The organism is [Clostridium] innocuum (assembly GCA_012317185.1).
Classification (GTDB): Bacteria; Bacillota_I; Bacilli_A; order Erysipelotrichales; family Erysipelotrichaceae; genus Clostridium_AQ; species Clostridium_AQ innocuum.
On record CP048838.1, the window covers coordinates 1629803 to 1644145 of the forward strand.

A 14343-nucleotide genomic window follows, 5' to 3' on the forward strand; every position below is an offset into this window, starting at 1 on the left:
AAAATACAATAAATTCATATATGGAAGGTGAATGCATACCTTGTAATGCAGTACAAAAAGCGATACAATGGAAACAGGAAAGGATTGTGAAACTATGCTTGTCCACTCGGACAAAAGAAAAAAGCGTACATCCAAACAATATATACAGCCGGGCCCGTTTCAATAGAGAAGGGTATTTCTTTATGGAAAAGTGAGGCTGAATATACTATGAATAAAGAAAAAATGAATTATGAACAGCGTCTTCTGCATGTGACGGTCGCTGCGGGAATTCTGTTTTCCGTAATCGAGGTCATGATGGCAATCTATACAAATTCACAGGCGGTGCTGATGGACAGTATCTATGACGGTGCGGAGGCTGTTGTCCTTGCGCTGATGGTCTTTCTTGTACCGCTGCTGTACCGCCCGTATTCGGAGCGCAAGCCATATGGCTACTCCCAGCTGGAGTCCTTCTTTTTGTTGATGAAGGGAGGTTTTCTGGCAGCTGTAACTATTGGATTGATCGTTGGTAATGTACAGATGATCGTTAATGGCGGAAATCATGTGGATCAGGGAATGATTGGCTGGTTTGAGCTGTTTCTGGCAGTGCTGTCCGCTGTCATACTCATCGTCTTACTGGTGATGAATCGCCGTGTCGATTCTCCTTTGATAAAAGCGGAGCTGCTGGGCTGGAAAATTGATGTGTGCAGCAGCATCGGTGTTGCCGCTGCGTTTCTGTGTGCCGGCCTGTTGGCCGATACCTCGCTTGCATGGCTGTCTCCCTATGTGGATCAGATTATCGCCATCGTCATTGCGATGATCATGCTGCCGCAGCCATGGCGTATGATGAAGGATGCATTTCGCAGTCTGATTCTGTTTGCGCCTGAGGAGGATGTAACACAGCGGATTCGAAGGCTGGCGGATCATGAATTCGAACGGTATTCCTATGAACCAACCTTTTATAATATCATACAGACCGGACGAAAGCTTTGGGTGGAAATATACATCCGCAACGATACCAATATGATCAATGTGACACAGCTTGCGGCTATACAGAAGCAGCTGAGCAGCTCCCTGCAGGATATTTATGATGATGTCTATGTGGAAATCACACCGGATATCAAAGAAGCGGCAGGCTGATTCTCAGGTATATGTAATTTGAAAAACGGCTTACAGCATCCTCGCAGAAAGGTCAAGTGCAGGACAGCCTGAAAGTCCATCACTTTAGCTTATTCTAAAGGTGAACAGTATACTATCGTCAGAAAAGAAAGCCCCTGTACACGAAGGACTTCCTTTTTCAAAAGACATCCTGTAGCGAATTGGGTTCTTTCTCGATTGCAGGTAAACGTAAAATAGGGAGACTTCCAACTATTGCAGTTATCAATACAAGTTGGAGTCTCCCCTTTTGCAAACACCCTAAAGTAAGAAAGAACCTCGAATTGCTGTACAGGATGTCTGTTTTATTTTTTTATGTGTTTATTCTTTGGTCAGTAAATCCAGGTTATCCAGATATTCACTTTCGAATGCAAGCTTTTTTTCTGCATCATTTGTATATTTCTTAACCAGAGCACTGGATTTGATTACCGGCTGCAATGTTCCGGCACCGGCTACACAGCCACCCGGACATGCCATACCCTCCAGCAGATAGCCGTTTCTTTTTCCAGCCTTTGCCATCATCAGCATGGTGCGGCAGTTTTTCAGACCTTCAGCGGAATCGATCAGAACCTCCTTGTCCGGATGCTCCTTCTGAATACACTGCTTCACCGCATTGGCAACGCCTCCGCTGACAGCAAAGCCACGACCATTGGCAGTGCCTTCCTCAAATGGAGCGTCTGCCTCGACCTGCGGCAGGTTGATTCCCTTTGCTTCAAACATCCCCATTACCTCTTCAAAGGTCAAGACAAAATCCACATCACTTCTCACACTTTTCCTGCTGGCTTCCAGCTTCTTTGCGGCGCAAGGTCCGATGAAGACAACCTTTGCGTCCGGCTTTTGCTTTTTGATCAGCCGTCCGGTCAGTACCATCGGAGTCAAAGCCATGGAAATATACGGCTTGAAGTCCGGGAACAGCTTTTTCGCCATAACAGACCATGCAGGACAGCAGGAGGTCGCCATGAACGGCTGCTCAGCCGGTACCTTGCTCAGGAAATCCTCAGCTTCCTCCACTGTACAAAGGTCAGCACCGATTGCAACTTCAACAACATCCGCAAAGCCAAGCTCCTTTAACGCTCCTTTTACCTTTTCCGGTGTGACAGTCGGTCCAAATTGGCCGACAAAGGCAGGGGCAATCGCGGCAATCACCTCCTTACCGGACTTCATCGCATGAATGGTTTGGAAAATCTGTCCCTTATCGACAATGGCACCGAACGGACAATTCACCAGACACATACCGCAGGATACACACTTATCATAGTCGATTTCCGCCCGACCCAGCTCATCGGAGGTAATGGCATCCATACCGCAGCTTCTTGCACAAGGACGCTCCAGCTTATTGATTGCACCATATGGACACACATCCATACAGCGTCCGCATTTGATGCATTTCTCCTGATCGATGTAGGATTTTCCGTTCACCATAGAGATCGCATCCTTTGGACATACCTCCTTGCATGGATGTGCCAGACAGCCCTGACACGTATCGGTTACCACAACCGTCTTTTCCGGACATGCATTGCAGGCAAACTTGATAACGTTTACCAGTGGGTCATCGTAATATTTTTCGGCGATGGCACTCTCTTCAATACCATCACTCAGGGAAGAATGCTCATCCATTCTTCTTACAGGAAGACCGATTCCAAGACGCAGGCGCTCACCAACGATGGCACGCTCCAGAAAAATAGAATCACGGTAAGTAGCACGTTCTCCCGGGATAATTTTAAATGGCAGCTTTTCAATACTGCTTGCATAATCTCCGCCTTCATAGGCAAGGCGGGCGATTTCTGTAAAGACATTTCTTCTTATATCAGTTACTGAATTGTAAATTCCTCTCATAACGTTTCACCTCGATTCCATTATACTGTATTTATTTCTATTTGTAAGCAGGAAATGTAAATTTGTGAAATTTTTCGTTACCTTCATAATCTATAAGCTTAATATCACTTTTTCAGTGAATTACAGCGATAAGCTATGAGACAAAGGAAATGAGTAAGGCACATGGTAAACAAAACTTCCAAGCAGCAGGAATGAAAGCATCGTGTTCCAGCAGGGTGGCCTGCGGTATGCATTCCTTATAAATACTCATTAAGGAAAAGAAATTTAAAGTGCCTCATACATATGATACTGCGGCAATGCATATCGCGGTGTATGTTTCGATTTGAATGGAATCCGGTTATGAAAAGCAGCAGAGGTTTTTTAGCCGTAAGGTACACAAGCAGGCGGAATTCTGCTATAATTTCAGAAACAAAGGAAACAGGTGATGGTATGGAAATCAAAGGATTGGTAAAGAAACAGCGTGCATATTTTCGCACGCAGGCAACAAAGGATTTGGAAATACGCCGAAATGCATTGAAGAAGCTGCGTTCAGCAATTCGCGACATGGAAGCGGAAATTCATGCGGCTCTGCGCGCAGACCTCAATAAATCCGATATGGAAGCGTATATGAGCGAAACCGGTATGGTGCTGAGTGAGCTGACCTATCAGCTTCGCCATATAGAGCAGTGGGCAAAGCCAAAGCGCGTTCATACACCACTTGCACAGTTTTCAGCAAAAAGCTGGACGCAGTTTGAGCCTTATGGGGTAGTTCTGGTAATGGCGCCGTGGAATTATCCGTTCCAGCTTTCACTGGAGCCGGCGATTGGCGCGATAGCGGCAGGGAATACGGTCATCATCAAGCCGAGTGCCTATGCGAGCGCAACCTCTGCCATCATCGCAAAGCTGATTCGCCGTTGCTTTCCCAGTGAATATGTGGCAGTGGTTGAGGGAGGCCGCCGTGAAAATACAGAGCTGCTGGAGCAGCGCTTTGATTATATCTTTTTTACCGGCGGAGTAGAGGTCGGCCGTCTGGTCATGGAAAAGGCCAGCAGATATCTGACACCGATCACGCTGGAGCTTGGCGGTAAAAGTCCATGCATTGTAGATAGGAGCGCAAATTTGAAGCTGGCTGCCCGCCGTATTGCGTTTGGGAAGTTCCTGAATGCGGGACAGACCTGTGTTGCCCCGGATTATGTATATGTAGAGGCATCGGTGAAAAATGAGTTTCTGGCTTATCTGCAGGACAGTCTGCATACCTTTTTTCAGGGAAGTGCCATGGATTGTGCAACCTATCCGAAAATCATCAATAAAAAGCATTTTGACCGCCTTTGTGCACTCATGCAGGAGGGAAGCATCTGTATGGGCGGAGCCATCCGTGAAGAAACGTGTCAAATCGAGCCAACGGTAATTGAGAATATCTCATGGGACAATGCCATCATGCAGGAGGAAATCTTTGGTCCGCTGCTTCCGATACTGACCTTTACGGATCTGGATGAGGTTATACAGACACTTCTGGATAAGGAAAAACCTCTGGCATTGTATCTGTTCAGCGAGCAGAAGCAGAATCAGCACAGGGTGTTGTCAGCTCTTAGCTATGGGGGCGGCTGCATCAACGATACGATTATTCATCTGGCAACGAGTGCGATGGGCTTTGGCGGTGTTGGTCAAAGCGGGATGGGAAGCTATCACGGCTATGACAGCTTTCAAACCTTCTCTCACTGCAAGAGTATCGTAAAAAAAGCGAACTGGATCGATCTGCCTTTTCGCTATCACCCCTATACAACATGCAAGCAGCGCCTGGTGCGTCTGTTTCTGAAGTAGGTGTTTATGCGTCAGAGAAAGCTAACGGTCATCCTGCTTTGCATCCTGCTATTGCTGTATGCGGGAAATGCGCTTGTGCAGGCGTTTAACCGCGAGGACGGCATACCGATTATCGGCTATCACCATATTGTTCCGGATGCTGATAAACAGGCCTTCTTCCCGAACAACATGTGGGTGATCTCCCTCTCTGATTTTGAACGGCAGATGCAGCTGTTAAAGGAAGAGGGCTACCACAGTGTGACACTGGAGGATGTATATGCCTGGAAGATGGGGAAGAAAGATTTGGATGAGAAAAGTATTGCCATCACCTTTGATGACGGATTTTATTCAACGACGAAATTTGCACAGCCGGTATTGAAGCGCTATGGCTTTACCGGCTCGGTATTCGTGATTGGCTCGGCTATTGATGAGCAGCACGGTCCCTATGATCCTAAGCTTCGCCAGCATGCTTCCCATGCGGATATGCAGGATGAACGTGTGCTTCAGTATTTCTCACATTCCTATGATCTTCATCATAAGAATGCGGATGGCTTTCGCATCGATCAGCTAAACGATGAACAGCTGCAAAGGGATACGGAGCAGGCCGCAAAGCAGGGCTCTATCACCTATTACGCATATCCGTATGGGAAATATAATAAAAGAATACAGAAAATTCTAAAGGATAACGGCACGCGCCTTGCCTTTGGATACAATGAGAACCGCAAAGCAAAACGCAGTGATGATTCCTATGCACTGCCGCGGTTTAATGTCAACGCCTATACCAGACTGGATGTATTCCGCGCCATGCTGGAAAGCAAGTAAGAAAAAAACACAGATTTTCCCTCCACCATTGTGATACGCCTATGTTGGGCATCGGACATTTGCATATAGTGGATTGAGATGGATGAAATCTCATATAAAGGAGGAAATCTTACATGTATAACTCAAGATGCAATTGTTCTTCCAACAGCGGACGCGGGTCTTCCTGCGCACGCAATGGAGAAAGAATTCTGGTAAACCAGTCCGGCTGCAATACGGAAAGCCGTTCCCGCTGTTCCTGTGTCAACACCTACCGTCCTGGCTGCGGTGGTAATCATGGCAGCTGCGGCTGTCATCACCATGACAATGACTGCGGTTGTGGAAGCAATGGAAACTCTCATGGCTGTGGCTGCGGCAATCACCGTCCGTGTCCGCCAAGACCATGCCCGCCAAGACCGTGTCCACCAAGACCATGCCCACCAAAACCGTGTCCGCCAAAACCATGTCCACCGAGACCATGCCCGCCAAGACCGTGTCCGCCACGCCCTAGCTGTGAGGACCGCTGCCGTGAGCAGTATCGCCGCTGCATGAGAAACTGCCGACTGCGTGATGATGATCTGCGTGAGGATTATGCGGAAGCATTCGACTATGATGAAACAGATAGAAAATACGAAGAGTACGAAGAATACGAAGATTAACAGCTGATTCCTTTTTCAGGCGATTCATATAACAAACGGACTCCTGCATGTATTGCAGGGGTCTTTACGTATTATGGGAATTTGCATATTTGGCGAATTATAATTATTTCCAGTTATATGTATAAACCGTCATGTTGAGAGGGGAAGAAAAGCAGAAAGAAAACACAGAAGATCTGCAGGGGATTTTCAAATATCGATGAATAAAAGTTCATTTCTGCAGGTTGTCTAAAATACTTTCCGGATACACGATATGTTCACATTATATACAGTATTCATATATCCATCTTTGCGATTTGTCTTTCAGAATATCTTTGGACATTTTTATTTGATAGGGGAGTTGAGAATGGTTTGAAGATCTAGTTGTATTTCTATCGGCATTTGTGATACCCTTGCGATACGAAAAAAAGGAGGGGCAGCCCATGAAAAAACATATACAAACCATAATGATGATGTATGCATCTCAATCACAAAAGCCCCGGCCTTTCTGCATGTCACTCTGAGCGATATTTTCTTCGCATTCCTATAGAATTTTAACACATGGCACCTTTTTCTATATCATGATGCACAAGTCTGTCAATTATCAGCGGACATTGTTGCGGCTACTTCATTTGCCATAAAAATAACAGTGACAGAGGATCACCCGATCATATTCCTGAAGCAAAACATGAAAAAGGAAAGAAGGGATAAGACCATGCGTGAAACTCAAAAATTGCTTCTGTTATAACAAAGTATTTATGAGATAAATATAAGAGGGGGACAATGAAAAGATGGAAGGGGATGTAGTTGGGCTGTGAAGTATCGATCAAATAGGTCATTGTACATCTGTTTTATTGAGTGATATGCTGCCTGATAAGATATTTACAACAATGGTGGTGCAATTTAAATGCAATTCTTTTAATTTGTACTGAAAGAAGTGTGTATGTATAAATAAGCATGTTGTACAGACTTTGAAAAATCATCCAGTTGTTATTGTATGAATAATATAAAAGCTTATCGATGCTTAGAAAATTCAGTGTATAACATAGCAAATAGAGCGATTACATGTAACACAATGGACAAATATCCTTTGAATAGAGAAGTAGAAGTCGTTTCGCTAACATGTATTTAATCGAAAAGGTGTTTAAATGGGTATCTTTTTCATGAAAGGGAGTATCAAACGTTAAATGGTAGGGGATTTGTTATCGACGCCGGAAAAAGTTTATCCATCAGATGTTGAAGGATATGAATATGAAAATAGAAACGATGAGTTCCCTATATACATAGCATACTTTATTCTTTTTGATATATGTCAGTATGGACCGCTTTCGAGAATAAAACATCACGGTCTGGAATCAAAAGGCGAATGATGATATGATAACGTCAGAATACAGCATACAACTGAGGCGAAAAGGAGTGTTAGCGATATGAATATTTTACTTTTTGGTGTTCCCAATGTTGGAAAAACAACAACCGGTAAATTATTGGCAGACAGATTAGGATATGACTTTCATGATATAGATGAGGAGATTAAGCAGCGCTATAACATAACGATTGAGGAATTTGTTGGCATCGGGACAATTGAAGAAAGAGATGAAAAGAGGGGAAGGATTATTTGTGAATTGGTAAAGCGTAAAAATAACAAGGTGGTGTCCGTAACATCTATATCATATCCTGATTATTTTAAAGAGATTTTGAAAAGGGATGATGTTTTGGCAATCGAACTGAAGGATACGGTTGAGAATATTTATAATCGTTTGATTTTTAGTGATGAAAATGATCATATCTATGTAGATGATGAATATAAAAATGCACATCGTGATTATTATCTAAGCGAAATTTACAAGGATCGGGTATGGTACGGCAGTGTGTATACCATTATTGAAGCAAAATATGATATGATGGGGCAGTCACCTGAGGATGTTGCAGATGGGATAATCAAAAAATTTCACCTATAAAGGAGCTGCAAGGGAGCAGTGTCTGTTCATCATGCAAAAGTCTGCATCATGCAGCGTAAGGATATTTTCTTTGAGACTTCAACATATAGAAATAATGCCCTTTCTTATGAAGATTTATACAGAGGTATTACGCAAAAGCGTTAAATATACTATAATTACGTTATATCGCATTTAGAAAGATACCTAGGCAATATCAAAGCGATAGAAATAGAAGTGGAGTCTTTTATAGAATTCACTTCTTTTTGTATTCACTATTCTTAAAATAGCAGTTCCATCATATATTCCGAAAGGATATAAGTATTGAGTAAGCTCGATTATGTCAATAAGTGGTAAATAGGTGACTGCTTTTATTTTTTACCTCATGAAGAAATCCAGCTTGCAACTCGGGAGTTTATTCATTCATGACAATTTCATTTCACTGTGTTAGAATGAAGCTAGTCATAGGAGGAATGAATTATGGATAGAGCAGTAACCACCTTGTTTATGCTGATGTCAGTAGATGGGAAAATCAGTACCGGGTCATCGGATGAAATGGATGTCGATAAAGACTTTCCTAATATAACCGGCGTTAAGGAGGGACTTCATCAATATTATGAATTTGAACAAATGAGTGATCTATGGTCCTTTAATACCGGTCGAGTTCAGCAGAAAATGGGAGTAAATGAAGAGGATTTCCCGGCAAAATCGCCTGTATCCTTTGTGTTGCTGGATAATCATCATCTAACGGAGCACGGCATTCGGTATTTCTGTCAGTTGTCCAAGGAATTTGTGTTGATTACACAAAACCCCGCACATCCGGCATTTTTAGTAAAGGAAGATAATTTACACATCATCATGCAGGATACGTTGGATCTGGCAGGCGCTTTGAAAATTTTAAAAGAGGATTATGGATGCAGTCGATTAACGGTACAGTCAGGAGGTACCTTGAACGGACTTTTTTTGAGGAAGAAATTGCTGGACTATATAGATATTGTTGTTGCCCCGATATTGATTGGCGGAAAAGATACTGCAACACTGATTGACGGAGCTTCCATCACATCTGTAGATGATTTGCATGCATTGGGAGTACTGAAGCTGGAAGCGTGTGATGTACTGAAAAATTCGTATATTCGCCTAAGATATAAAGTGATCAATTGAAAAGCTGGTCGGTTTAAAATGTCAGTATTTTAGTATATAGGCGCTATGGCGAAAAGACGGCACACTTTCTTTTATGGATACTGTAACAGCATATGCAATAGGAGGGCTGTTTCACTTGGCTGTATTGGTTAGGCAGTGCTTGTTGTTGATGGTACTTTGACAGCATAAAAAATTTTAGAATTACGGAGGATAACAAAATGAAAATCATGGAAGCAATAGATAGAAATCCAACACTGACAGGGCAGCTGCTAGAGGTGTGGGAAAGCTCTGTAAAAGCAACCCATCTCTTCCTGTCAGAGGAAGAAATAGAAAATATTAAGAACTATGTGCCACAGGCAATACAGGAAATACCGTATTTAATTATCGTGGTAAATGAACATCAGGTTCCCATAGGATTCATGGGAATTGCAGAGCAGCATCTTGAAATGCTCTTCATTTCTGACGTAGAAAGAGGAAAAGGCTTGGGCAGAGAATTGCTTACATTCGGAATGGAAAAATATTCAGTGAATGATCTGGCAGTAAATGAACAAAATCCTCTAGCAAAAGGGTTTTATGAATACATGGGATTTAAAGTGTATAAAAGGACAGAGTGTGATGAACAAGGCAATCCATACCCACTTTTATATATGAAATTGAATTGATCTGTACGATTACACAAACGAATCTGCTAGAATATTCACAGGGTATGGAAAGGCTGTATGTATAGGTCTGAGCCTCCTGATCAAAGATATGGTTCATTCTTATATATAATAGAAAAGGCAATAGAAGAAGATTATGTGCAATCAAGCTTTTGTAGATACCATTGGTCATCAGAATTTTCTGAAACAGGCTTGTAATATGAATGTTATCAAAGGTAGGTGTACAGTTCCCACTGGAGAATCCATTACCTACCCATTTGTTGATATCAGGACTACAAGGAACTCATAGATGAGCATGAATAGATTACTATAAGCAGAATATGCGCAGGAGGATGATGGTGAAAAACAGGAAAAACAGAAAATCCAGTTCTAATGATAAAATCGCATGGGGCCTGATTTTGGGATTTATGGGCGGACTATTATTGGATAATATAGCACTTGGTTTAGTGGTTGGGCTGCTGATTGGCAGCTTGCCTGAATGTATAGAAAAGGGAAAGTAATAAACCAGAATGAAAGAAGGATAACATGGATGAATTTACGATCAATGAAATGAAAGAAATGCAGCTGATTTTGCAAGAGAAATATAAAGATAAATGGGAAGGTATTTCTGTTCTAGCAGGCAGGAACAAGCTGCTTTGGATGATTGGAGAAATAGGCGAAGTCATAGACATCGTAAAAAAGCATGGGGATTTTGAAGCGGCTCATCAGGAAGATATAAGAAAAGATCTAATTGAAGAATTAGCTGATGTTCTAATGTATTATAACGATATTTTGTTGTGTTATGATATATCTTCCGAAGAATTAAAGACAGCATATAAAGAAAAATTCGAAAGAAACATGAAACGCTGGTAAAGGTATGTACTGCACGGCCTCTATACAAGTGCTGTGATAAAGCTAAACAGGAGGAGCAATTTGAAAACACGTATGGAATACACCTGTCCTCTGGAGCTGACGCATGATGTTACAAAAGGTAAATGGAAACCGATTATTCTGTGGCAGCTTGGAAAAGGGCGCCGCTCATTATCTTCCTTGAAAAAAGAAATACTGGGCATCACACAGAAAATGCTGATGGAACAGCTGAAGGAGCTTTTGGAATACGGTATGGTTGAAAAGCATACGTATGCCGGTTATCCGCTGCATGTTGAATATTATCTTACCAAGCGCGGAGAGCATATGCTGGAGGCGATTGCAATCATGCAGGAAATCGGAGTGGAAATGATGCTGGAGGATAACCGTGAGGAATTTTTGAAGGAAAAGGGACTTATATAGTCACAAAAAAGTGGGTAATGTACAAATGCTTCCGATCAGACTACAATGGAGGAAAGGTTGGTGAGTGATATGATGAAAGATTGTGAAGCAACGATTGGCAGGCTGATAGATAAACAGACAACAGCATTTGTCAGCTCCGTGGATCTGGACGGCTTTCCAAACACGAAGGCAATGCTTTCTCCGAGAAAGAGAATCGGTATTCAAACATTTTATTTTACGACAAACACATCCTCCATGCGGGCAGCACAGTACCGAGAAAACCCGAAGGCATGTATTTATTTCTGTGATAAACGCTATTTTCGAGGTGTTATGCTGATAGGAACTGCAGAAATTCTGGAGGATACTAAAAGCAGGGAAATGATATGGAGAGAAGGGGATACCATGTATTATCCTGAGGGAGTAACGGATCCGGATTATTGTGTTTTAAAGATTACTGTAACAAAGGGCAGATATTATTCCAACTTTCATTCGGAAACGTTTGCTGTACCTGCTGTGAAACCGATAACTCCTGAATAATCGATTCCCTGCTGAAATGCAATGGATAAAAGCATATGCCCCAGGGAAATGAAATTCATGGTCGGAAAAGCAGAAGGATATTGCAGGCTGTTACCTACATATGCCTTCAAAGAGCAGAAGCTTCTGTTTCTTCAGCATCAGTAAATGTAAATGCTTTTTGTGGATATATTGATCAGGAGGTGGGCTGTTGCTGGAAACCGGACAAGCGAAATAAAAGGAAAAACCATGTAATGCGTTCGGATTTTATGTATGCCTTTCACAGGAATCGGATATCCGCAGACAATTATGGAAAGGGTTTTGTGCAGATTAGACTGTACATTCCCTTTTTTGTTAAGTATAATCTACATAACAGGCTTTATTGACACAAATGGTCTAGCCTCTTTTGAGGCTAGTGGATCTAAATCTTTTCACGAAGTGATATATCATCACGTTTCCCGTCTAGCCTCAACCTGAGGTTAATGGATCTTAATTCAAGATCGGTACATCTAAATATGAATACAAAGCTTTGTGTTTGCAGTAGCTTTACATAGAATCACCATCTTTGTACCACCCTGATCCGTGGGATGACCAGCTACATCTATTTTATATCCATAACAAAAAGTCATGGATGAGTTACACAAAGAGCTGTTAAAGGTTGCAGGAAGTTCTGGAAAGCTTATGCTTCAGCTGAAAAAACGGCATAGAACGATATGCGTTGAATATAACTCAGCGTAAACTTGTGAAAGTGATTGTTCTTCATGGAAGGGGAAATGGACATGGAGCAGAATTCAAAAGACAGTATAGAGAAAACAAAACAAGGATTCGAAGAAAGCTTCAAAAAAGCAGCATATTATGATATGCAAACACAGGACGCATCACACCTGGAAGCAATCCTGAGTTTTCTACCGATACGTCCGGGCATGAAAATACTGGATCTGGGAACAGGAACAGGTTATCTTTCCTTTGCAATTGCGAAGCGATATCCGGACTGTGAAATATATGGGCTGGATATCGTTGCGGAAACATGATGCAGGAATCGTGATAAAGCAAATGCTTTACATAGGAGAAATCTGCATCTTATATGCTATGAAGGTATAGACTTTCCATTCGAAGCTGTAACCTTTGATATGGTCATAACCCGCTATGCTCTGCATCATTTTCCCGCAATTACGCAAACATTTCAGGAAGTATATCGTGTATTGCGGCAAAAAGGCTGTTTCTTTCTCTACGACCAGCACCCAATGAAGATGATGAAAAACGATTTGTCGATGCTTATATGCAGATGAAAAAGGATGGACATATCAAATTTTATACGCTGTATGAATGGCGGCAGCTTGCAGAGACTGCCGGTTTTACATACCATGATTCTTTTGAAACACAGATCAGATTTCCCAGAAAAATGGATGCTGCGTTCGGATTGGAATGCATTATGAAATCCTTTGATGAAAAGACGGTCAGCGGATATGATATTGAAATACTGCAGGATGAAATCTGGATTACGGAAAAGGTTCAGAATGTGATGTTCCTGAAATAGTGCGCATGCCAAACGCAAGGCGCGTTGTATAGCAGGCAGTAGGGAAGATCATAAACAGGAGGCGATAACGATGGCAAATGAAAATAACATAGATTATGATGGAAAAAGCTTCATTCCAAAGCTTAACAGTGCGAATGGCGAGGTCAGTGAGCAGACTGTATTTCATTACCATCAAAAGGATACTGTCATATGGGCAGAATATGCAGGCGGAGATATCTTGAAGGGATTTCTGATTGGAACTGTGGATGAAGCAGGAATGCTGGACTTTACCTATCAGCACCTGAATATAAAGAAAGAAATCAAAATCGGGAAGTGCCACAGCATACCAGTTGTTCTAAAGGCTAACTGCATAGAATTACATGAGCAGTGGCAGTGGCTCAATGGTGACCACAGTAAGGGAACCTCCATTCTCATAGAAATATAAGAAGCATATGGATAACAGGACGAAAAGGAGAAGGTGAATTATGAATTACGAAAATGCGGAGGGCTGCAGAATCATTCAGGCAGGATTCCAAGAACAGACATTGCAGGTGGTACGTACGATCACCAGAGAAACGATACAGGAAATCTATCCTCACTATTATCCGAAGGGCGCAGTAGATTTTTTTCTCTCACACCATAATGCCGCAGGAATTCGTCAGGACTTGGAAGCCGGCAGTGTTTATCTTTTATTGAATGAGAAGCAGCTTGCCGTCGGTACTGTCACGCTGAAGAATCATGAGATATGCAGGCTGTTTGTTCTGCCGGCACACCAGAAAAAGGGATATGGCCGCAGGCTAATGGATTTTGCAGAGCAGAAAATATTCGAATGTACAGATATCTGTAGATTCGATGCATCACTTCCGGCAAAGGCAATCTATATCAAACGCGGCTACAGGGAAAGTGCATATCATATCATACCGACAGAAAACGGTGATTTCCTATGCTATGATGTGATGCAGAAAACAAAGAATACAGATAAATAAACAGGTGTCGATCGGCATCCTCCACACGATCGTACAGCATGTCATGCAGAAAGCGAATGTGTGGATATACAATTCTGGAATGTATGCAGAACAGATGTGCTGGCACTGGTACATATGGGGAATGCGACTCCATATAGATGCGGCCGTTTAAAAGAAGAACCGCAAAAT

17 protein-coding genes are annotated in these 14343 nt (G+C 42.4%); 16 read left to right on the forward strand and 1 reads right to left on the reverse strand.

Annotation, left to right across the window (positions count from 1 at the left end):
- Window positions 1–207 precede the first annotated feature (207 nt).
- Window positions 208–1116 carry a cation diffusion facilitator family transporter gene (locus G4D54_07820; protein QJA02335.1) on the forward strand — a complete coding sequence of 303 codons (909 nt, stop codon included), beginning with the start codon at window positions 208–210 and terminating at the stop codon, window positions 1114–1116.
- A gap of 336 nt (window positions 1117–1452) precedes the next feature.
- Here the strand turns inward: G4D54_07820 and G4D54_07825 are convergent, their stop codons facing one another.
- A complete protein-coding gene (locus G4D54_07825; protein QJA02336.1) occupies window positions 1453–2967 on the reverse strand; it encodes a 4Fe-4S binding protein in 1515 nt (504 codons plus the stop codon).
- Window positions 2968–3396: 429 nt separating this feature from the next.
- Here G4D54_07825 and G4D54_07830 point away from each other — a divergent pair, with 429 nt between their 5' ends.
- The 15 genes from G4D54_07830 to G4D54_07900 all read left to right on the forward strand — a co-directional run bounded on the left by G4D54_07830 (window position 3397) and on the right by G4D54_07900 (window position 14175).
- Window positions 3397–4767 carry an aldehyde dehydrogenase gene (locus tag G4D54_07830; GenBank protein QJA02337.1) on the forward strand — a complete coding sequence of 457 codons (1371 nt, stop codon included), beginning with the start codon at window positions 3397–3399 and terminating at the stop codon, window positions 4765–4767.
- A 6-nt stretch (window positions 4768–4773) separates the two neighbouring features.
- Window positions 4774–5568 carry a polysaccharide deacetylase family protein gene (locus G4D54_07835; GenBank protein QJA02338.1) on the forward strand — a complete coding sequence of 265 codons (795 nt, stop codon included), beginning with the start codon at window positions 4774–4776 and terminating at the stop codon, window positions 5566–5568.
- A 113-nt stretch (window positions 5569–5681) separates the two neighbouring features.
- On the forward strand, window positions 5682–6203 hold the full coding sequence (locus G4D54_07840; GenBank protein ID QJA00893.1) for a hypothetical protein: 522 nt from the start codon (window positions 5682–5684) through the stop codon (window positions 6201–6203).
- A 1403-nt stretch (window positions 6204–7606) separates the two neighbouring features.
- Window positions 7607–8137 carry a hypothetical protein gene (locus G4D54_07845; protein ID QJA02339.1) on the forward strand — a complete coding sequence of 177 codons (531 nt, stop codon included), beginning with the start codon at window positions 7607–7609 and terminating at the stop codon, window positions 8135–8137.
- A 456-nt stretch (window positions 8138–8593) separates the two neighbouring features.
- The gene (locus G4D54_07850; GenBank protein ID QJA02340.1) at window positions 8594–9274 is read left to right on the forward strand and encodes a deaminase; all 681 of its coding nucleotides are present in this window, start codon (window positions 8594–8596) and stop codon (window positions 9272–9274) included.
- A 197-nt stretch (window positions 9275–9471) separates the two neighbouring features.
- The gene (locus G4D54_07855) at window positions 9472–9915 is read left to right on the forward strand and encodes a GNAT family N-acetyltransferase (protein ID QJA02341.1); all 444 of its coding nucleotides are present in this window, start codon (window positions 9472–9474) and stop codon (window positions 9913–9915) included.
- A 335-nt stretch (window positions 9916–10250) separates the two neighbouring features.
- Window positions 10251–10412 carry a hypothetical protein gene (locus G4D54_07860; GenBank protein QJA00894.1) on the forward strand — a complete coding sequence of 54 codons (162 nt, stop codon included), beginning with the start codon at window positions 10251–10253 and terminating at the stop codon, window positions 10410–10412.
- A gap of 25 nt (window positions 10413–10437) precedes the next feature.
- Complete coding sequence (locus tag G4D54_07865; GenBank protein ID QJA02342.1) at window positions 10438–10764, forward strand: nucleotide pyrophosphohydrolase; 327 nt, start codon at window positions 10438–10440, stop codon at window positions 10762–10764.
- 60 nt (window positions 10765–10824) lie between these two features.
- Entirely contained in the window at window positions 10825–11181 is a 357-nt protein-coding gene (locus G4D54_07870; GenBank protein QJA02343.1) for a helix-turn-helix transcriptional regulator, read from the forward strand.
- 60 nt (window positions 11182–11241) lie between these two features.
- Entirely contained in the window at window positions 11242–11697 is a 456-nt protein-coding gene (locus G4D54_07875; GenBank protein QJA02344.1) for a pyridoxamine 5'-phosphate oxidase family protein, read from the forward strand.
- Between the two features lie 749 nt (window positions 11698–12446).
- Window positions 12447–12704, forward strand: a complete 258-nt coding sequence (locus G4D54_07880) for a methyltransferase domain-containing protein (protein QJA05172.1) — start codon at window positions 12447–12449, stop codon at window positions 12702–12704.
- 42 nt (window positions 12705–12746) lie between these two features.
- Entirely contained in the window at window positions 12747–12962 is a 216-nt protein-coding gene (locus tag G4D54_07885; protein ID QJA05173.1) for a class I SAM-dependent methyltransferase, read from the forward strand.
- The gene (locus G4D54_07890) at window positions 12953–13210 is read left to right on the forward strand and encodes a hypothetical protein (GenBank protein ID QJA02345.1); all 258 of its coding nucleotides are present in this window, start codon (window positions 12953–12955) and stop codon (window positions 13208–13210) included. Before G4D54_07885 ends, G4D54_07890 begins: the two co-directional genes overlap by 10 nt.
- A 70-nt stretch (window positions 13211–13280) precedes the next feature.
- Window positions 13281–13634 carry a n-acetylglutamate synthase gene (locus G4D54_07895; GenBank protein QJA02346.1) on the forward strand — a complete coding sequence of 118 codons (354 nt, stop codon included), beginning with the start codon at window positions 13281–13283 and terminating at the stop codon, window positions 13632–13634.
- Window positions 13635–13674: 40 nt separating this feature from the next.
- Window positions 13675–14175 carry a GNAT family N-acetyltransferase gene (locus tag G4D54_07900; GenBank protein QJA02347.1) on the forward strand — a complete coding sequence of 167 codons (501 nt, stop codon included), beginning with the start codon at window positions 13675–13677 and terminating at the stop codon, window positions 14173–14175.
- Window positions 14176–14343 lie beyond the last annotated feature (168 nt).